The 19,552-nt window shown below is 62.6% G+C and carries 19 protein-coding genes and 1 tRNA gene; 10 read left to right on the top strand and 10 right to left on the bottom strand.

Annotated features, from left to right (window positions below; all coding sequences use genetic code 11):
• The first annotated feature begins 86 nt into the window (after nucleotides 1-86).
• From Mame_RS10175 to Mame_RS10165, 3 genes are read left to right on the top strand one after another with little or no spacing between them, the layout of a single operon-like run.
• A complete protein-coding gene (locus tag Mame_RS10175) occupies nucleotides 87-668 on the top strand; it encodes a shikimate kinase (protein ID WP_026173127.1) in 582 nt (193 codons plus the stop codon).
• Between the two features lie 4 nt (nucleotides 669-672).
• The gene (gene aroB, locus Mame_RS10170; protein WP_018062772.1) at nucleotides 673-1,800 is read left to right on the top strand and encodes a 3-dehydroquinate synthase; all 1,128 of its coding nucleotides are present in this window, start codon (nucleotides 673-675) and stop codon (nucleotides 1,798-1,800) included.
• Nucleotides 1,797-3,116 (top strand): HlyC/CorC family transporter, encoded by a 1,320-nt coding sequence (locus tag Mame_RS10165; protein WP_018062773.1) that lies wholly within the window; start codon nucleotides 1,797-1,799, stop codon nucleotides 3,114-3,116. The genes aroB and Mame_RS10165 overlap by 4 nt, the downstream gene beginning before the upstream one ends.
• Before the next feature lie 317 nt (nucleotides 3,117-3,433).
• Here the strand turns inward: Mame_RS10165 and lepA are convergent, their stop codons facing one another.
• On the bottom strand, nucleotides 3,434-5,260 hold the full coding sequence (gene lepA / locus Mame_RS10160) for a translation elongation factor 4 (protein WP_018062774.1): 1,827 nt from the start codon (nucleotides 5,258-5,260) through the stop codon (nucleotides 3,434-3,436).
• 194 nt (nucleotides 5,261-5,454) lie between these two features.
• Between lepA and Mame_RS10155 the strand changes: the two genes are divergently transcribed.
• From Mame_RS10155 to Mame_RS27615, 6 genes are all read left to right on the top strand, one after another.
• Nucleotides 5,455-6,030, top strand: coding sequence for a helix-turn-helix domain-containing protein (locus tag Mame_RS10155; protein WP_018062776.1), 576 nt, complete (start codon nucleotides 5,455-5,457; stop codon nucleotides 6,028-6,030).
• An 8-nt stretch (nucleotides 6,031-6,038) separates the two neighbouring features.
• On the top strand, nucleotides 6,039-6,560 hold the full coding sequence (locus tag Mame_RS10150; RefSeq protein ID WP_018062777.1) for a GNAT family N-acetyltransferase: 522 nt from the start codon (nucleotides 6,039-6,041) through the stop codon (nucleotides 6,558-6,560).
• A gap of 113 nt (nucleotides 6,561-6,673) precedes the next feature.
• A complete protein-coding gene (locus Mame_RS10145) occupies nucleotides 6,674-7,123 on the top strand; it encodes a carboxymuconolactone decarboxylase family protein (protein WP_018062778.1) in 450 nt (149 codons plus the stop codon).
• A complete protein-coding gene (locus Mame_RS10140) occupies nucleotides 7,123-7,995 on the top strand; it encodes a sigma-70 family RNA polymerase sigma factor (protein ID WP_026173128.1) in 873 nt (290 codons plus the stop codon). Before Mame_RS10145 ends, Mame_RS10140 begins: the two co-directional genes overlap by 1 nt.
• 60 nt (nucleotides 7,996-8,055) lie before the next feature.
• Entirely contained in the window at nucleotides 8,056-9,087 is a 1,032-nt protein-coding gene (locus tag Mame_RS10135; RefSeq protein ID WP_018062780.1) for a histone deacetylase family protein, read from the top strand.
• 115 nt (nucleotides 9,088-9,202) lie between these two features.
• A complete protein-coding gene (locus Mame_RS27615) occupies nucleotides 9,203-9,877 on the top strand; it encodes a BA14K family protein (RefSeq protein WP_051085051.1) in 675 nt (224 codons plus the stop codon).
• Between the two features lie 171 nt (nucleotides 9,878-10,048).
• Here Mame_RS27615 and Mame_RS10125 read toward each other — a convergent pair whose 3' ends face one another.
• Nucleotides 10,049-10,534: an acyl-CoA thioesterase gene (locus Mame_RS10125; RefSeq protein ID WP_018062781.1), complete on the bottom strand. Its 486-nt coding sequence runs from the start codon at nucleotides 10,532-10,534 to the stop codon at nucleotides 10,049-10,051.
• 276 nt (nucleotides 10,535-10,810) lie between these two features.
• Between Mame_RS10125 and clcA the strand changes: the two genes are divergently transcribed.
• Nucleotides 10,811-12,097 (top strand): H(+)/Cl(-) exchange transporter ClcA, encoded by a 1,287-nt coding sequence (gene clcA, locus Mame_RS10120; protein WP_018062782.1) that lies wholly within the window; start codon nucleotides 10,811-10,813, stop codon nucleotides 12,095-12,097.
• On the opposite strand, the gene Mame_RS10115 is transcribed toward clcA, so the two are convergent.
• The 8 genes from Mame_RS10115 to Mame_RS10085 form a co-directional block, all read right to left on the bottom strand.
• Nucleotides 12,098-13,042, bottom strand: coding sequence for a formylglycine-generating enzyme family protein (locus tag Mame_RS10115; protein WP_018062783.1), 945 nt, complete (start codon nucleotides 13,040-13,042; stop codon nucleotides 12,098-12,100).
• 143 nt (nucleotides 13,043-13,185) lie between these two features.
• A tRNA-Pro gene (locus Mame_RS10110) sits at nucleotides 13,186-13,262 on the bottom strand.
• Nucleotides 13,263-13,423: 161 nt separating this feature from the next.
• Nucleotides 13,424-13,588, bottom strand: coding sequence for a hypothetical protein (locus Mame_RS26660; protein WP_018062784.1), 165 nt, complete (start codon nucleotides 13,586-13,588; stop codon nucleotides 13,424-13,426).
• A 186-nt stretch (nucleotides 13,589-13,774) separates the two neighbouring features.
• Complete coding sequence (locus Mame_RS10105; protein WP_018062785.1) at nucleotides 13,775-14,608, bottom strand: polyphosphate kinase 2 family protein; 834 nt, start codon at nucleotides 14,606-14,608, stop codon at nucleotides 13,775-13,777.
• Between the two features lie 172 nt (nucleotides 14,609-14,780).
• On the bottom strand, nucleotides 14,781-17,324 hold the full coding sequence (locus tag Mame_RS10100) for a plasma-membrane proton-efflux P-type ATPase (protein WP_018062786.1): 2,544 nt from the start codon (nucleotides 17,322-17,324) through the stop codon (nucleotides 14,781-14,783).
• A gap of 162 nt (nucleotides 17,325-17,486) precedes the next feature.
• A complete protein-coding gene (locus tag Mame_RS10095) occupies nucleotides 17,487-18,008 on the bottom strand; it encodes a MerR family transcriptional regulator (RefSeq protein WP_018062787.1) in 522 nt (173 codons plus the stop codon).
• 95 nt (nucleotides 18,009-18,103) lie between these two features.
• Nucleotides 18,104-18,448: an integration host factor subunit alpha gene (locus Mame_RS10090; RefSeq protein WP_018062788.1), complete on the bottom strand. Its 345-nt coding sequence runs from the start codon at nucleotides 18,446-18,448 to the stop codon at nucleotides 18,104-18,106.
• 102 nt (nucleotides 18,449-18,550) lie between these two features.
• Nucleotides 18,551-19,519 carry a beta-ketoacyl-ACP synthase III gene (locus Mame_RS10085; RefSeq protein ID WP_018062789.1) on the bottom strand — a complete coding sequence of 323 codons (969 nt, stop codon included), beginning with the start codon at nucleotides 19,517-19,519 and terminating at the stop codon, nucleotides 18,551-18,553.
• Between the last annotated feature and the right edge of the window lie 33 nt (nucleotides 19,520-19,552).

Raw genomic sequence — 19,552 nt, 5'->3', positions numbered from 1 at the left:
GCCATCTGAAACCGGAATTCGACGCCCTTCGCCTTGACGCCATCACGGCATTTGCCGATACGTGGCAGGACAAGAATGGGCACGCTATGAACGTAAAACAAGATACCGGCGGCGCGGGACTGCGGCAAAAGGCGATTGCCGGCCTTGCCGGGCGCAATCTGATCCTGGTCGGCCTGATGGGCGCCGGCAAGAGCGCGATCGGCAAGCTCGTCGCCGCCCAGCTCGGCCTGCCCTATATCGACACCGACCACGAAATCGAATCCGCCGCCCAGATGTCGATCGCCGATATTTTTGCGGCCTATGGCGAGCCGGAATTCCGGGCGCTCGAAACGCGGGTCATCGAGCGCGTGCTGGCGGAAGGGCCGGCGATCGTCTCCACCGGCGGCGGTGCGTTCATCAATCCGGTGAACCGCGAACTGATCGCCCGTTCCGGCCTGTCGCTGTGGCTGAAGGCCGACCTCGAGACATTGTGGGACCGGGTCAAGCGCCGCCAGACCCGCCCGCTTTTGAAGACCGAGAACCCGAAGCAGACGCTCAAGGATCTGATGGACAAGCGCTATCCGGTCTATGCCGAGGCTGACGTCATCGTCCACTCCCGCAATGTCCGCAAGGAAGCCGTGATGCGCGATGTGCTGAAGGCGCTCGCCGCCGTTGATGAAGGAAAATAGTCCCATGACTGAAAGCGTATCCGACAAGCGGATCGTCCGCGTCGATCTCGCCGACCGCAGCTATGACATCCTGATCGGCCCGGACCTTCTGACCAGCGCCGGCGGCGAGACGCTCGCCCGGCTTGACTGCCGCAAGGTCGCGATCATCTCCGACGTCAATGTCGCGCCGCTCTACCTCGATACGCTCGTCGAAAGCCTGCAGACCGACGGCATCGAGACGTTCGCGATGACGCTTGCGGCGGGCGAAAAAACAAAGAGCTTCGACAACCTCACCGCCGTGGTCGATTTCATCCTCGAAGCCCGGATCGAACGTTCCGACGCGGTGATCGCGCTCGGCGGCGGCGTGATCGGCGATCTCACCGGCTTTGCCGCCGCCATCGCCCGGCGCGGCGTGCGCTTCATCCAGGTCCCGACCTCGCTGCTGGCCCAGGTCGACAGTTCCGTCGGCGGCAAGACCGGTATCAATTCGCGCCACGGCAAGAACCTGATCGGCGCCTTCCACCAGCCCGATCTGGTGCTCGCCGACACCACAACGCTCAATACGCTGAGCCCGCGCGAATTCGCCGCGGGCTATGCCGAAGTCGTCAAATACGGGCTGATCGACCAGCCCGACTTCTTCCACTGGCTGGAAAAGCACCGCGAGGCGGTGTTTGCCGGCGGCGATGCCCGGATCGAGGCGATCGCGCAAAGCTGCGCGGCCAAGGCCGCCGTCGTTGCCGCCGACGAGCGCGAAAACGGCCGGCGCGCGCTGCTGAACCTCGGCCACACCTTCGGGCACGCGCTGGAAAAGGCCACCGGTTACGACAGCGCCCGGCTGGTCCACGGCGAGGGCGTCGCGATCGGCATGGTGCTGGCGCACGAATTTTCCGCGCGCATGAACCTCGCAAGCCCGGACGACGCCAAACGAATCGCGAGTCACCTGAAGGAGGCCGGCCTGCCGACATCGCTTGGCGATATTGACGGGGACCTGCCACCGCCTGATATAATGCTGGATGCCATCGGCCAGGACAAAAAGGTGAAGGGCGGCAAGCTGACCTTCATTCTCACCCGCGGCATCGGAGAAGCCTTCATCGCAGATGATGTGCCGCCTTCCGAGGTTCTGGCGTTTCTGACGGAAAAACATCCGCAATGACCACAGGCGATATTTCGCAATTCTTCTCCGACTACGGCCTCACCATGGCGATCATTTTCGCCCTGATCGTGGTCTCGGCCTTCTTCTCCGGTTCGGAAACGGCGCTGACCGCCGTCTCGCGGGCGCGCATGCATACGCTGGAGCAGCAGGGCGACCGCCGCGCCGGCTTCGTCAATGCCATGATCGCCCGGCGCGACCGGCTGATCGGCGCGCTCCTGATCGGCAACAACCTCGTCAACATTCTCGCCTCGTCACTGACGACCACGTTGTTCCTGAGCATTTTCGGAGACAAGGGCGTTGCCTATGCGACACTGATCATGACGACGCTTCTGGTGATCTTCGCCGAGGTGCTGCCGAAAAGCTGGGCGATCTCGGCCACCGACCGGTTCGCGCTTGTCGTGGCGCCCTTCGTGCGGGTGTTCGTTCTGGTGGTCGGTCCGCTTTCGAGCCTCGTCAACATCGTCGTCCGCGGCATCCTGCGCGTCTTCGGCGTGACTCTGACCAAGGGCACGGAAATGCTGACCGCGCATGAGGAACTGCGCGGCGCGGTCGATCTTCTCCACCGCGAGGGCTCTGTGATCAAGGCCGACCGAGACCGCCTCGGCGGCGTGCTCGATCTCGGCGAACTCGAAGTCTCCGACGTGATGATCCACCGCACCGCCATGCGCGCCGTCAATGCAGACGACCCGCCGGAACAGGCGGTCAAGACCGTGCTCGAAAGCCCCTATACCCGCCTTCCGGTCTGGCGCGGTTCGATCGACAACATCATCGGCGTGGTCCATTCCAAGGACCTCTCGCGCGCGCTCGCCGAACCGCATGCCGCACCCTCCACCATCGATATCGTCAAGGTGTCGCAAAAGCCGTGGTTCGTGCCCGACAGCACCAATCTGAAGGACCAGCTCAACGCCTTTCTGCGCCGCAAGGTGCATATCGCGGTGGTGGTCGACGAATATGGCGAGGTGCAGGGCATCGTCACGCTGGAGGATATTCTCGAGGAAATCGTGGGCGATATCGCCGACGAGCACGATCTGGAAATCTCCGGCGTGCAGCAGGAGGCCGATGGCTCGATCGTGGTCGACGGCACGGTTCCGATCCGCGACCTCAACCGCGCGCTCGACTGGAACCTGCCCGACGAGGAAGCGACCACGATCGCAGGCCTCGTCATCCACGAAAGCCAGACCATCCCCGAGGAGCGCCAGTCCTTCACCTTCTACGGCAAGCGCTTCATCGTGATGAAACGCGAGAAGAACCGCATCACCAAACTCCGCATCCGCCCCCTCGGCGCCGCAGCCACCGCAACCCCGCCGGCGGAGTGACGGGGCGAACGGGCGTCGAGCCTGAGCACGGGCTGACGAACTGCATATCTTTAACCGATAAGCGCCGAATCACGAGGCGTCCCCTCACCTGAGACCCCACCGTTCCCAATCTCCCCCTTTTGGGGGAGATGTCGCGCAAGCGACAGAGAGGGGTATGGGCAGAGGCCGCGAACGCCGTGCTCTCGGATAGGGTTCACCTCTCTCTGCCCCTTCGGGGCATCTCTCCCTCAAGGGGAGAGATTGAATTTGAGAGTTCCGTAAAAAGCCAGGAACCGAAAAACAATTGCGCTTCGGCTGAACCGGATTAACCCAAGCCCTTACTCGTCGCTCATCTTCAGCGCGGCGATGAAGGCTTCCTGGGGGATTTCCACCTTGCCGAACTGGCGCATGCGCTTCTTGCCGGCCTTCTGCTTGTCGAGCAGCTTGCGCTTGCGCGAGGCATCGCCGCCATAGCACTTGGCGGTTACGTCCTTGCGCAGCGCCGAGATGGTCTCCCGCGCGATCACATTGCCGCCGATCGCGGCCTGGATCGGGATCTTGAACATGTGCTTCGGGATCAGTTCCTTCAGCTTCTCGCACATGTCGCGGCCGCGCTTCTCGGCAGCCGTGCGGTGGACCAGCATGGACAGCGCATCGACCGGCTCGCCATTGACGAGAATCGACATCTTGACGAGATTGCCGGCGCGGTAATCGGCGAGATGGTAGTCGAACGAGGCATAGCCCTTGGAGATCGACTTCAGCCGGTCATAGAAATCGAACACGACCTCGTTGAGCGGAAGCTCGTAGCCCAGCATCGCGCGGTTGCCCACATAAGTCAGATCGGTCTGGACGCCGCGACGGTCCTGGCAGAGCTTGAGGATGCCGCCGAGATAATCGTCCGGCGTCAGGATCGACGCCTTGATCCACGGTTCGCGGATTTCGGCGATCTTGACCACGTCCGGCATGTCGGCCGGATTGTGCAGCTCGATCTCGCGGCCATCGGTCATGGTCAGTTCATAAACCACGGAGGGCGCGGTTGCGATCAGATCGAGATCGAATTCGCGCTCCAGCCGCTCCTGGATGATTTCGAGATGCAGCAGGCCGAGAAAGCCGCAGCGGAAGCCGAAGCCGAGGGCGGCCGAGCTTTCCATCTCGTAGGAGAACGACGCGTCATTGAGGCGCAGCTTGCCGACGGCGGCGCGCAGATCCTCGAAATCATTGGCATCGACCGGGAACAGGCCGCAGAACACCACCGGCTGCGCCGGCTTGAAGCCCGGCAACATGGTCTCGGTTGGGCGCTTGTCCTCGGTGATCGTATCGCCGACGCGGGTATCGGCCACTTCCTTGATCGAGGCGGTGATAACGCCGATCTCGCCGGGGCCGAGTTCGTCGACCACCAGCATTTTCGGGGTCAGCACGCCGACGCGGTCGACCGGATATTTCGCATCCGTGCCCATCATCCGGATGGTCTGGCCCTTCTTCAGCACGCCGTCGATGACGCGCACCAGAACCACGACGCCGAGATAGGTGTCGTACCAGCTATCGACCAGCAGCGCCTTCAGCGGCGCGTCCGCGCCCTTTTCCGTCTTCGGCGGCGGAAGCTTGTGGACAATGGCTTCCAGAACGTCCGGCACGCCCATGCCGGTCTTGGCGGAAATCAGCAGCGCGTCGGAGGCATCGATGCCGATGACATCCTCGATCTGCTCCTTCACCCGCTCGGGATCGGCGGCCGGCAGGTCGGCCTTGTTCAGCACGGTCACCAGTTCATGATCGTTGTCGATCGCCTGATAGACGTTTGCGAGCGTCTGGGCCTCAACCCCTTGAGAGGCGTCGACGACCAGCAGCGAGCCCTCGCAGGCCGAAAGCGAGCGCGAGACCTCATAGGCGAAGTCGACATGGCCGGGCGTGTCGATCAGGTTCAGCACATAGGTCTCGCCGTTCTTCGCCTTGTAGTGCAGGCGCACGGTCTGGGCCTTGATGGTGATGCCGCGCTCGCGCTCTATATCCATGTTATCGAGCACCTGCGCCGACATTTCACGCTCGGCCAGCCCCCCGCAGATCTGGATCAACCGGTCGGCAAGCGTCGACTTGCCGTGGTCGATATGGGCCACGATGGAAAAGTTGCGGATATGGTCGAGTGGAACGCGATCTTCATTTGTGCTCATGCGCGCGCATATAGCAGTGGACGCGGCATCTTCAAAGCGAAATTGCGGGCGGGACCGCGAGATCAGAAGACGAGCGTCTGCAGGAACTGATATGGCGGCTCACGGTAATCCCGCCATAAAGGCAGCTTCTCATGGCAGGCCGTTTCTATGATCACACCCTTGACTCTAAGATAATAGAATTCCATGATCTCATCATGGAAAATCTAGACCTCACCTTTGACCACGCCATTGCCGTCAACCTCAAGCGCCTTCGCACCGCCGGCGGCTTCACGCTGGATGGGCTGGCGGAAGCCTCCGGCGTCAGCCGGGCGATGATCTCGCGGATCGAGCGGGCGGAGGCCTCGCCCTCGGCGCTCATTCTGGCGAAGCTCTGCGCCGCGCTCGGCACCACGCTGTCGGCGTTCTTCGCCGATGCCGACCGGCCCGTCGATCCGCTCTCGCGCCGGGTCGACCAGCCGGTGTGGCGCGATCCTGAAACCGGCTATTCGCGCCGCTCGATCTCGCCATCCGGCACCGGTTCCGGCGTCGACATCGTGCTGATACGCTTTCCGGTCGGCGGCGGCATTTCCTATCCGCCCAAACACGGCGCAGACGGGCTGAGCCAGCATATCTGGATCATGAGCGGGACGTTGCAAGTCGAGATCGGCGAGGAGACCCATCTCCTGTTCAAGGGAGACTGCCTCTATATGCCGGTCGCCGATCCGCACAGCTTTGCCAATGCCGGCGATACCGATGTGCTCTACGCCGTCATCATCGAACGCACGCGATAAGGAGCGTCATGACGACCATCAGATTTCTATCCGCCGAGGAAGCCGTGGCCGCGATCCCGGCGCTCAGCGAACTCCTGCGCGACAGCATCGAGGACAACGCTTCGATGGGTTTCATGGCGCCCTATGACCGCTCCGAAGCCCGCGCCTTCTGGCAGGGGGTTGCCGATGGCTTGGGGGACGGTTTCACCGTGCTCGCCGTGGCGGCGAACGGAGACGATATCGTCGGCACGGTGCAGGCCGGGTTCGCGCGCAAGCCCAACCAGCCGCATCGCGGCGATGTGATGAAGCTGATCGTGCGCCGCGACATGCGCGGCCGGGGCATCGCCCGCCTGTTGATGGAGCGGCTGGAGGCGGAATGCCTGAAACGCGACCGCTGGCTGATGGTGCTCGACACCGCGACCGGAAGCGCTGCCGAAGCGATCTATCCCCGCCTCGGCTGGCAGCGCGTGGGCGTTGTGCCCGAATACGCGCTCTATCCGGATGGCGGCTATTGCGGCACGACGTTTTTCTACAAGCGGCTCGGGGTCTGACGCCAACCCAAACAGGCCCGCTATCGCGAGCATTCAACTTTTTTTCCTGGCCGATGTCACGTTTGGCGGCGCGCGATCGTCATGGAGATGCAAACCTTGAAAGGAGTATCCCCATGAATGCCCGCGTCGATATCTTTGCCTCCAGCCCCGACATTGCCCGCAAATGGCTCGGCTTTTCCACCGAGATTGCCGGCAGTCTTGAACAAGAGCTTGTCGAACTGGTGAAAATCCGCGCCTCCCAGATCAACAACTGCGCAAATTGCCTGAACATGCACACCGCCGAAGCACGCCGTGCCGGCGAGAGCGAACAGCGCATCTACCTTCTCTCCGCATGGCGCGAGGCGCCGTGCTATAGTGAACGCGAACGCGCGGCGCTCGCCTGGACCGACGCACTGACCCGGATTTCAGAGGCATCGGTCGAGCAGGACACCTATGACGAACTGGCGCGACATTTCAGCCCCGAGGAGCAGGTAAAGCTGACAATGATGATCAATGTGATCAATGGCTGGAACCGTATCGCGATCGGTTTCAAAATGTGGTTCGAACCGGCGGCGGCGGCCTGATGCTCACCGATCATGGCAGGGCAGCAACGACAGCTTTCGAGAAGCATCGCCCGCTTCTGAAGCGGATGGCCTATCGCATGCTGGGCTCCCACGCCGATGCCGAAGACATGGTTCAGGAGGCCTTCATCCGCTGGATGAAGGCCGACCACGCCGCGATACGATCCGACGAAGCCTTTCTCCGGCGCATGGTTTCGAGGCTTTGCCTCGACCAGTTGAAATCGGCGCGGGCGCAACGCGAGACGTATATCGGTCCCTGGCTGCCGGAGCCGGCGATCGAGGAGGAGCCGGAGGTCGACTTCACCCTGCCGCTGATGCTGACGCTTGAACGGCTTTCGCCGCTGGAACGCGCCGCCTTCCTGCTGCATGACGTCTTCGGCCTTGATTTCGCCGCCGTCGGCGACGCTCTGGAGCGCAGCCCGCAGACCTGCCGACAACTTGCGGCCCGCGCCCGCGCCCATGTTCGCGAAGACGGGCCCCGCTTCCCGGTCGAACCTCAGTTGGGTCTCGATGTCGCCCGCGCCTTTCACGCGGCCTCGCGCAGCGGCGACATTGCCGCTTTGCGCGACATGCTGGTGGCCGATGCCAGCTTTCATGCCGATGGAGGCGGCAAGCGGTCGGCGGCATTCCGGGTTGTCACCGGCGTCGAGGATATCATCACCATCCATGAACGACTTGCCGAGATCGCCTGGACGCAGCACACGGAGCTCGTGCGACTATGCTATGTCAACGGCCTGCCGGGATTCGTCACGCGCGAAGCGGATGGCGAGTTGCAGGTCACCGCCCTCCTGCCCCGCGACGGCAAGATCGCCGCGATCTATGTCATCCGCAATCCCGACAAGCTAAGACACCTCGATGCCCCGATGATGCACTGAAAGCGATTCCTGTCTTCCCGCAGATGCGCTATGAGAACGTCAACAGGGAAGGCTTGAACCATGCGTATTATCTATTCCGAGGACCACAAGTTCCGCGATGCCAAAACCGAGCTGCATGGCGGCGAACTGGTGAAGCCGTTCGAAGGGCCGTTCCGGGCGGAATGGATATTGGCGGCGCTGCAGGAGAACGGGTTTTCGGACATTGTCGCGCCCGAGGCGCACGGCCTTTCGGTCGCGGGCAAGCTTCACGATGCCGGCTATCTCGAATTTCTGGAAACCATATGGGAGCGCTGGACTGCTGCCGGCTTCACCAGCGAGGCGATCCCGATTTCGCTGCCCGTCCGCCGCTCCTACCACGCCCGCCCGCCGAAGAATATCGACGGGCTGCTCGGCTATTACGCCAATTCGGTCGAGACCTCGATCACCGACGGCACCTACCGGGCAGCCGTTGCCGCCAATGACTGCGCGATTTCGGCGGCCGATCATATCACCGCCGGCAATCGCCACGTCTTCGCGCTCTGCCGCCCGCCGGGCCACCATGCCGGCATCGATCTCTTCGGCGGCTACTGCTTCCTGAACAATGCCGCGATCGCCGCCCAGCGGCTGATCGATCACGGCGCGGCGAAGGTCGCGATCCTCGATGTCGACTTTCACCACGGCAACGGCACGCAGGACATCACCTATGAGCGCGACGATATCTTCTTCGCCTCGCTCCATGGCGATCCGGACGATGCGTTCCCCTATTTCTGGGGCCATGCGGAGGAAACCGGCAAAGGCAGGGGCGAAGGCTTCAACGCCAATTTTCCGCTGCCCCGCAACACGCCGTGGAACGCCTATCGCGCGGCGCTGGAAAGCGCGATGAAGCGGATCGCGGATTTCGGCGCGGAGGCGCTGGTGGTCTCGCTCGGCGTCGATACCTTCGAGAAGGATCCGATCTCCTTCTTCCGGCTGACCACGCCCGATTTCCAGCGCATGGGTGCGGTTCTGGCGGCGTCGGACCTGCCGATCGTGACCGTCATGGAAGGCGGCTACGGCGTCACCGAGATCGGCCACAATGTCGCAAACGTGCTCCTGGGCATGGAGGACGGCTGAGAAACCCGGGTGGGCGAGGTCCCGAATTATTCAGCTTGCGTTCAGCAAAGAAATGCTACCTGCGGTTTTATAATGATCGCGTGGCGGTTTTTGTTCGAGATGCAGGAGGAATGCGATGTTCGGACTTGCACGCAGTAAACTTGTGGCCGTTGTGGCGGCCGCGGCGCTTGCCCTTTCGCCGATGGCAGCGCTTGCCCACCCGGCAGGCGGTTTCCACGGCGGCGGCTTTCATGGCGGCTTTAACGGCGGTGGTTTTCACGGCGGGTTTGCGCCGCATGGCCCGGGCTTCGGCCCGGCCTTTCATGGCGGCGGCAGCCCCCACTGGCAGGGCCCTCCGCCCCACTGGCACAATGGTCCGCATGATGGCGGCCCGCGCGGCCCCGGCCCGGTTCGCGCGCCTTATGGCCAGCCTTGGCATGGCGGCCCGCCCCCGCATTGGCACGGCCCGCCGCCGCCGCACTGGCATGGTCCGCCGCCGCCCAATTGGGGTCCCTATTACGGACCGGCAGCACTTGGCCCCTACTGGTACGGCCCGCCCTATGGCCCCTATGGACCGGGCTGGGGCTGGAACGGCACCGCCTGGGTACCGTTTGCGGCGGGCGCGCTGATCGGCGGCGGCGTTGTTGCGGCGACCAACAACGACAACACTGTCAATACCGCGACCACGCCGACGATCAATCCGAAGCACTATCAATGGTGCGAGGATCATTACAAATCGTACCGCGTCTCCGACAACACCTACCAGCCCTATCATGGGCCAAGGCAGCAGTGCGTTTCGCCGTATTACTGAGGAGACGCCCCGCGACGGATCCATGCCGTCGCGGGGCATTATCGCATACGCGCTGCAGCTTGCAGTGCTCTAGAGCCTTTTCGCGTTTCACGGAAACGCGAAAAGGCTCTATCTTTTTGTTTTTACGCAATTCCGGACGGTGAACCGGTGTCCACTTCACCTGGAATTGCTCTAATCCGCCTTCAACTCCTTGAACCGGCTCTCATATTCGCGGCGCAACTGGTGGCGCATCTGCGCCTCCTTGAAGCGGCGCTCCTTGTCCGGCGTGTTGAGGTCGAGCTTCGGGATCGGCGTCGGCTTGCCATGCGCGTCCACAGCGACCATGGTGAAATAACAGGAATTGGTGTGGCGGCGATGGCCGCTGCGCACCTCCTCCGCCTCGACCCTGATGCCGATCTCCATCGAGGTGCGGCCGGTATAGTTCACCGATGCCCGCAAGGTGACGAGTTCGCCGACATTGATCGGCTCGCGAAACGTCACCTGATCCACCGACAGCGTCACCGCATAATCCTGTGAATAGCGCGCCGCACAGGAATAGGCCACGCGGTCGAGCAGGTTCAACAGCGCGCCGCCATGCACCTTGCCGGAAAAATTCGCCATGTCCGGCGTCATCAGCACCACCATTTCAAGCTGGCTGGGATCGTGTTCGCGGTCCATTCATGTCCCCTCTTTGCAGGCCGTTTTCGATCGGGCCGGAGTCTTGCCCGAAAGCTGCATGCAATCAACAGCAAACTATGCCGCTGGATGAGGACGCGTGCTGCTGGCGGCGCTCTGGACAAGACATTTTCAGTCTGCATAGTGCAATCAGAAAGAGGGGCCATATATGCACAGACCAACTTCGGCGCGCCTCAGCGCGGCACGCGCAAGATGAGCGAACCGGAAGACGCAGCGCTTGAGGGGCGCGACCGACGCGCGGAGACCCGCTTTATCGCTATGGCGGCCGTGACGGGCATTGTCACGGGCACGATCGGCTCGTTTTTCCACCTTGCAATCGACCGGCTGTCGACCTGGCCGCAGGCGCTGGGGCGTCTTCTGCACGGGCCTTGGCTCGTTCTGGCGGCGGCGCTGATCACCATGGTCGTCACCGTCGCCATGGTCGCCGTCGTGCGCCGCTACGCGCCGGAGGCCGCCGGCAGCGGCGTGCAGGAAATCGAAGGCGCGATGAGCAATCTGCGCAATGTGCGCTGGCGCCGGGTTCTGCCGGTCAAGTTCCTCACCGGCATCGGGGCCCTGTCATCCGGCCTTGTGCTCGGACGAGAAGGGCCGACGATCCATATCGGCGCGTCGATCGCGGCGGCGACCACGGATTTCTTCAAGGTCTCGGATACCGAAAGGCGCGGCCTGCTGGGTGCCGGAGCGGCCGCCGGTCTTGCCTGCGCCTTCAATGCGCCGCTCGCCGCCGTGCTGTTCATCATCGAGGAAACGCACAACCAGTTTCCCTATAACTTCCGCAGCTATATGGGCGTCATCGTCGCCGCCTTCTTCTCCACCGTGATGACGGAAGTGATCGGCGGCACCGCTCCGGATTTCTCGATGTCGGTCGCCACGCCCGCGCTGGCCCTGCTCCCGGCCTTCGTTGTTCTCGGCGTGCTTCTCGGTTTCGTCGGCGTTGCGCTCAACGCCAGCCTGATGAGCGTTTCCGGCTTCACCATCGCGATGCACAAGCGCATTCCCTACCTCATGCCGGCGCTGATCGGGCTTGCGATCGGGGCGCTGTTCATCCTGTTTCCGCGCGCCGTCACCGGCGGCGAGAACGTGATCGTCTCGCTTGCCCGCGACCATGTCGTGCTGAGCGCGCTTCTGCTGCTTGCGGTCTTGCGGTTCGCCACCATGGTGGTGAGCTATTCCGCAGGCACACCCGGCGGCATCTTCGCGCCCATGCTGGCGCTCGCCATCGCGATCGGCCTTGCCTTTGGTACAATATTGGAAGGCGTGCTGCCGGAAGGAACCGCCATTCCGCTCGCCTTCGGCATCGCCGCCATGGGCGGGCTGTTTTCGGCTTCGGTGCGCGCGCCGGTGGTCGGCGTCGCGCTGACGCTGGAACTGACGGGGGCCTACACCATGACGCTGCCGCTGATCGCCACATGCGTCACCGCCAATGTCGCGGCCCGCTGGCTCGGCGGACAGCCGATCTACGAGCAGTTGCTGGAGCGGACCCTGAAACAAGCGGGCGTTCATCCCGAACGCATGCCGCACCGGCCCGAAAGCGAGCTCGGCTGATCAGGCGTCGTAGGCGACGCGAAAACCGACATTGCTGGCGGCGCTGTCCGGCGTCAGCGCCATGCGCGCGGCGATCCGGTAGCGGTAGCAATAGCTGTAATGGCAGAGGAACGAGCCGCCCTTGAGCAGGCGCTCATCGGCGGCAACGGCTGCGGCATTGCGCTGCTTGGCGTGGCGGGAGAGCGAGCGGATGCGATAGGGATCGGCGGTCCACTCCCAGACATTGCCGGCCATGTTGTAGAACCCGCCCTCGTTCGGCTCGAAGGATCGCGCCGGCGCGGTGCCCATATAGCCGTCAGCCATGGTATTGTGATCGGGAAAACGCCCCTGCCAGATATTGCAGAAGATCTTGGTGTCGGTCGGTTCCTCATCGCCCCAGACGAATTTGCGGCCGACGACGCCGCCATGGGCCGCCCGCTCCCATTCCGCCTCGCTCGGCAGCCTTCCGCCAACCCAGGTTGCAAACGCCACCGCATCGGCGTGGGAGACCTGGGTGACGGGGTGATCGAGCCGGTCCTCGACGCTGCTGCCGGGGCCCTCCGGGTGGCGCCAGCAGGCGCCGTCGATCCGCCACCACCACGGCGTGTCGGGGGCACTGCCCATCACCTCTGTATCTTTCGAGACCAGGCCGGCAAACACGGCGGACCAGCCGAAGCGCTCGGCCTCGGAGACATAACCGGTCGCATCGACGAATTCCGCAAAGCGCCTGATCGTGACGGTCTGCGCCTCGAGGGCGAAGGGATTGAGCTTGACGAAGCGCGCCGGCCCCTCGCCATCCTGCGGGATCGCGGGATTATCAATGCCGACATGGCTGCGCCCGCCTGGAAGGGCAATCGCGTTGGAGCGTTCACCGACGCCTGCCGGGATGATCGGAGCGGCCTCAATAGCAGGTTTTTCACTGTTGCGGGATACCGCACAGCAGCTCCCCTTGCCCTCAACGCTCATCGATCCGCTCCCAGTCTTGCTGCTGTCGTCTCATCGCGTTCCCTGTAGCAATTCCGGCCGGCGATTGCCAACGGCGCGTTGTCGCAGTCCCGCAAACGGGGGACGCGGAAGACGATCCAAATCGAGAAGAAAATCCGGAGAAATGGTCGGGGTGGCGGGATTCGAACCCACGACCCCTTGACCCCCAGTCAAGTGCGCTACCGGGCTGCGCTACACCCCGACCAACCGTCTAGACGGCCCGTCCCCTTTAGACTTTCGCTCACGCAGGCGCAAGAGGCAAAACCGGGTTTGCGCACAAAAACCGCGACAGGTTTTCAGACAGCCATTGTTTGCAGGAAAGACGGCGCGGGCTGGACGCCGTCAGCCGGGCATGAAAATCGATCAGAAGAAAGAAATAAGAACCGCGACCAGACCGATGATCACGACAAGAAACGCCGGCAGGGCCCATTTCCTGTTGGCAATCGGCGAGGGTGTGTAGCAGATCGAACAATCATTGGTGCCATATCGAAGATGATGATGGCACTTCTTGCACTTGAAAATACGCATAACCGGCTCCTTGCAAGCCGTTAAAAGCAACTACCACTTTACACAACCGACAATAGCAATCAACCAGAAACAAAGATAAGAAGCACCATCTCCCTGAAGAGTATCAAACCGCGATAAAAAATCCTGCGGTCAGGGCCTCTTGTCAGAGGCTCGACCGCGCCGTGCTTTCCGCCCGAACCAAAGCGCTTACGCCTCCCGCACGGCGTGATGATAGCGCCGATAGATTTCATCGATATCCACCGTCGGCCGCGGGCTTTCGATCTGCATGTCGAGCATAGCGCGGTGGATGATATCGGCGGCGGCGAGATTGCGGAACCATTTGCGGTTTGCCGGGATCACATACCAGGGCGCATGGGCTGTCGAGCAATGCGATAGCATCGCCTCATAGGCCTCGATATACTCATCCCAGCGATCGCGCTCGGCATAATCGGAAGCCGAAATCTTCCACTGCCGGTCCTTGTCCTCCAGCCGTTTCTCGAACCGTTCGAGCTGCTCATCCTTGGAAATATAAAGGAAGAACTTGACGATGGTGACGCCGTTCTCGGTCAGGAATTCCTCGAAATTGTTGATCTCGTGATAGCGCTTCGACCAAACCTGCTTTGAAACGAGATTGTGCACCCGCGCCACCAGTACATCCTCGTAATGCGAGCGGTTGAAGACCGCGACCTGCCCCATGGCCGGCACGCGCTGGTGCACGCGCCAGAGAAAATCATGCGCCTTTTCGACCTCTGTCGGCTGTTTGAAGCTCGCCACATAGGTGCCCTGCGGGTTCATGGCGCGGATCACGTGCCAGCAGACGCCGTCCTTGCCGGCGGCATCGATGCCCTGCAGCACGATCAGCAGCGCATGCTTCTTTTCCGCATAGAGCATTTCCTGGAGCGGCGTGATTTCGTCCAGTATGCCGGAAAGCTTCTCCTTGCCCTCCTCCTTGCTCTCGATCCCGCCATCCTGTTCCGGATTGATATCGGCAAGCGAAACCGTGCTGCCAGGCTCGATGGCAAGCTTCTTACGGAAATCCATGACATACTCCCATGCTCTGCGCTGTCATGAAATCTAACGCACGAGCAACAAAAACGGCAGCAAATTCTTGTTAGAGCAATTCCAGGTGAAGTGGACACCGGTTCACCGTCCGGAATTGCGTAAAAACAAAGAGATAGAGCCTTCCCGCGTTTCCGTGAAATGCGGAAAGGCTCTAGCGGAACAGGCGCTCGTTCATCACATCGATCGACATCGCCCGCCGCGCGCTGCGGTTTTCCAGCACCTGGTCAATGCCGATCCGCACCAGCCCGAGCACGAACAGCCAGACGATCAGGTAGATCCAGACGAGGCCGATCAGCAGCCACGGGATTTGCGGCACCAGAATGCCGAAACCGCACATCAGCACAGCCACCAGCTGCGTGGCGACCATGGCGATCATCAGAGGCGGCGCAGGATAGGGTCTCTTCGTGAACCAGTTTTCCTTGCGCGCGACCAGAAGCAGCAGATGACCGCCGGCCACAAGCTGCAGGAACATCATCGATTGCAGATGCGCAGTGTCGGTAATGCCAAGCCCCGGCCATCGCGCCGGCTCCGACATCACCTCCATGCCCATCAGCAAAAGCCCGAAGGACTGGACGATCGAGGCGAAGCCAAGCACGGCCGAGACCGTCAGCAGATGCGGCATCCGCCAGCGGATCGGCTGATCCGACACGGTGGTATTGTCATAGGCCACCGTCATGATCGGGATATCGTCGAGCAGCGACATCAGCACGATCATGATCGGCGTCAGCGGCTGGAAACCGAGGAAGATCGTCGACAGCACCACCAGGAACATGATCGTCATGGTCAGCGCCACGCGATAGACGGTGTAGCTGGTGATCCGTCCGAAAATCCGCCGGGCCTCGTCGATGGCGTTTTCGATCACCGAAAGCCCCGGAGCGGTGAGGATCAGCGCCGCGGCGGAGCGCGCGGCATCGGTCGCGCCCGAGACCGCGATCCCGCAATCGGCCTGTTTCAGCGCCGGCGCGTCATTGACCCCGTCACCAGTCATCGCCACCAGATGACCATTCTTCTGGAATGTCTTGACGATGGCGTATTTATGCTCGGGAAAGACGCGCGCGAAACCATCCGCCGTCAGGATGCGGTTGGCGATCGGACCCGGCACATTGTCGGGGTCCATGTCCTTGGGAAACACATCCGCCGCGGCAAGGATATTTGCGCCGAGGCCAAGCTGGCGGGCGGTCTCGCGCGCAATCGCGGTGTCGTCGCCGGTAATCATCTTCACCGTCACGCCCTTGGCGCGGACATTGTCGATGGTCTGCCTGGAATCATCGCGCGGCGGATCGTACATCGGCAGGATGCCGAGGAGTTGCCAATGCGCCCCGTCATCATCCGAGCGCGCCACGGCGAGCGCGCGGTAGCCCTTTTCGCCGAGTTCCGCCACATGGGCATCGACCGCCGCGGCATTTTCCCCGCCGCAAAGCGCCACGATCGCATGCGGCGCGCCCTTGGAGACCAGGAACGTCTTGCCATCCGGCCCGGCGACAGACGCCTCCGTGCGTTTCGAGACCGGGTCGAACGGCGTGAACCGCGACAGCCGGTACTTTCCAAGCACCATCTTGTCCGGCAGCGCCGCAATCACCGCGCCGTCGATCGCGTCGCTGTCCTCGGCGCGTGCGGCGAGCGCGCCGCAGAACACGATCTCGGCGGAATCGACGCCATCAAGCGGGATCGGCTCGCCGAGCGTCAGGATATTCTTGGTCAGCGTGCCGGTCTTGTCGGAGCAGAGGATGTCGGCGCCAGCCATTTCATCGATCGAGGAAAGCCGCGAGACGATCGCCTTTTCCTTCGACAGCGCCAACGCGCCGAGCGCCATGGTGATCGAAAACACGGCGGGCATGGCCACCGGGATCGAGGCAACCAGCAGCACCAGCACGAATTGCAGGATCGCCAGCGCATCCGCAAGGCCCCAATTGTCGGCCTTCACGATGTCGACATAGACCTGAACGGCGACCATGATCAGCGCCAGAACCACGGCGAGCACGATCAGGAAATTGCCGATGTGGAACATCGCCTTCTGCGCCTGGCTGACCGCGCCCGCGCCCGCCACCAGCCTGGCCGTGCGGCCGAAAAACGTGTTGCCGCCCGTGCCGATCACGACGCCGGCCATCTCGCCCTGCTTCACAACGCTGCCGGAATAGGCGAGATCGCCAACCTTCTTGGTGACGGGCAGCGATTCGCCGGTGAGCGCGGCCTGATCGATCGAGGCATAGTCGCCGGAGATCAGCCTGATATCGGCCGGCACGATGCCGCCGAGGCGAATGTTGACGATATCGCCCGGCACAAGCGTCGCGGCATCCACCGTCTTGACAACGCCGCCGCGCAACGCGCTTGCCTGCGGGGCGAGCGAGTTCTTCAGCGCCGCAAGCGCATTGGTGGCCTTGCTGTCCTGATAGAATTCGAGGCCGGCATTGAAGAGCAGCAGGCCGAAAATGATGACGAAATCGCCCATATCGCCGAGCAGAAGCGAGACCAGCGCCGCCGCCTCGATCATGAAGGCGATCGGCCCGACGAAGTGCCGCAGGATCTGCCGCGCCAGACTGGTCTTTTTCTCCGGCAGCGCGTTCGGGCCATAGGTCGCAAGTCGCCTGGAGGCCTCGTCCTCGGAAAGGCCGGACGCGATATCAGTTTTCAGCTCATCCACAACCGCGTCGACCGGCGCGTTTTCGAGGTCCGTTCCTGCCGCTTCATCAGCCATCGTCCAACTCCAGCAAAGGCGCTTGCGAGACCGCACGGTCTCGCCACCATAAGTGGAAACAGAACGCGGGCGGTTTGGCAATATGCGTGTACCAAGGGATCGCTACACGAAAAGCGCGATAATTGGATGACGTCGATCAAACCGGCATGTTTTTGGCGGTAGCTATCGCACCTGATCGAGAAGACGCTTGCATTCCAGAAGGTCGGAGAGCACCTCCTTCAACATCGCGTCGTCGGAACGCGCAAGGCCGAACGCGGGATCGACATCGCCCTCGCCTTCCTTGGCGCGCCGGAAAAAGCTCTTTCCGCTTGCCTTTTTGGGCCGGCCGACGACCTGGTCATCGTCGAAGATCGAATGCTGATCCTCCTTACGGGCCTCGGGTTGCGGCGCCAGCGCCTCGATCAGCTCGGCATCGCCGCTGCCGACGGCGGTCACAAAGCGATTGCCATTGCTTTTCAAAAGCTTCTGCACGCCCTTGATGGTGTAGCCGTGATCGTAGAGCAGGTGGCGGATGCCCTTCAGCAGCTCGATATCCTCGGGCCGGTAATAGCGCCGCCCGCCGCCGCGTTTCATCGGCTTGACCTGAGTAAAGCGCGTTTCCCAGAACCGGAGCACGTGCTGCGGCAGTTCCAGTTCTTCGGCAACCTCGGAAATGGTGCGAAACGCCTCGGGACTTTTGTCCATGCCAGTCAAACGCTCCCCGCTACAATCGAATCGCAATCATTTCACCGCGAATGAACCGCGATGACAAGACGGAACTGGAATTTTGGGTTTGAGATTCAGCCCGCCGACTTGGCGGCGGCCTTCTCGGCCTTGTTGCGGCGCGTCAGGTGCGACTTCAGGATCTTCTGCTTCAGCACGTTGGACGCCTTGAAGGTCATCACGCGGCGGGGCGAGATCGGCACTTCCTCGCCGGTCTTGGGATTGCGGCCGATTCGCTCGTTCTTGTCGCGCACCTGGAAGGTCGCGAAAGAGGAGAGCTTGACCGTTTCGCCGCGCACGATGGCGTCGCAGATTTCATCGATCACGGTTTCCACCAGTTCGGCGGATTCCGTTCGCGAAAGTCCCACCTTGCGGAAAACCGATTCGGCCAGATCCGCGCGCGTCACAGTTTTGCCAGGCATTACCGCATCCCGATTTTTGTCTATTTCCCCGTCGCATAGACACTATTGCCGACCGGCATGGCGGTCAAGCGCCTGATGGGACGGAATCCGCGATGAGCGCCGCTACCAGCGCAAAAGCACCGCGCCCCAGGTGAACCCACCGCCCATGGCCTCCAGCATCACCGTGTCGCCGCGCTTGATCCGGCCATCGCCAGCGGCTGCCGCTAGGGCCAGCGGGATCGAGGCGGCGGAGGTATTGGCGTGCTGGTCAACCGTGACCACGACCTTCTCCATCGGGATGCCGAGCTTCTTGGCCGAGCCCTCGATGATGCGGCGATTGGCCTGATGCGGCACCAGCCAGTCGAGTTCGTCAGCGGTGATGCCGGCTTCGTCGAACGCGGCCACGATCACGTCGGTGATCATGCCGACCGCGTGCTTGAAGACCTCGCGGCCCTGCATGCGCAAATGGCCGATATCGCCCGTCGTCGATACGCCGCCATCGACATAGAGCTTTTCGCAATGCGCGCCATCGGACCGCAGGCTGGCGGCAATGATGCCGCGATCGCCGGCCGCCGCGTCGTCCGCGGCCTCAAGGATGATCGCGCCGGCGCCATCGCCGAACAGCACGCAGGTGGTGCGGTCGGTCCAGTCGAGCAGGCGCGAGAATGTCTCGGCGCCGATCACCAGAACCCGCTTCGCCCGCCCCGCGCGGATGAAATTGTCCGCCGTCGTCACCGCGTAGACGAAACCCGAGCAGACCGCCTGCATGTCGAAGGCGAAGCCGTGGTTCATCCCCAGGCGATGCTGAATATTGACGGCGGTGGCCGGGAAGGTGTTGTCGGGTGTGGAGGTCGCGACCACGATGAGGTCGATGTCATCGGGGCTCAGACCGGCATTGGCAAGGGCTGCGCGCGCGGCGGCCTCGCCAAGCGAAGCCGTGGTCTCGCCCTCGCCGGCAATATAGCGCTGCTTTATCCCGGTGCGCTGCTGGATCCAGCTATCGGAGGTATCGACAAGCTTCTGGAGCTCCTCGTTGGTCACGACGCGTCTGGGCAGGGCCGAACCGAAACCGCAAACGACTGAACGGGTCATGTTTCTTTTCCTTATTGGCAGCCGCGGGCTGCG

Source organism: Martelella mediterranea DSM 17316 (genome assembly GCF_002043005.1).
GTDB classification, from domain to species: Bacteria; Pseudomonadota; Alphaproteobacteria; order Rhizobiales; family Rhizobiaceae; genus Martelella; species Martelella mediterranea.
This window is presented reverse-complemented; position numbering and strand designations above follow the sequence as displayed.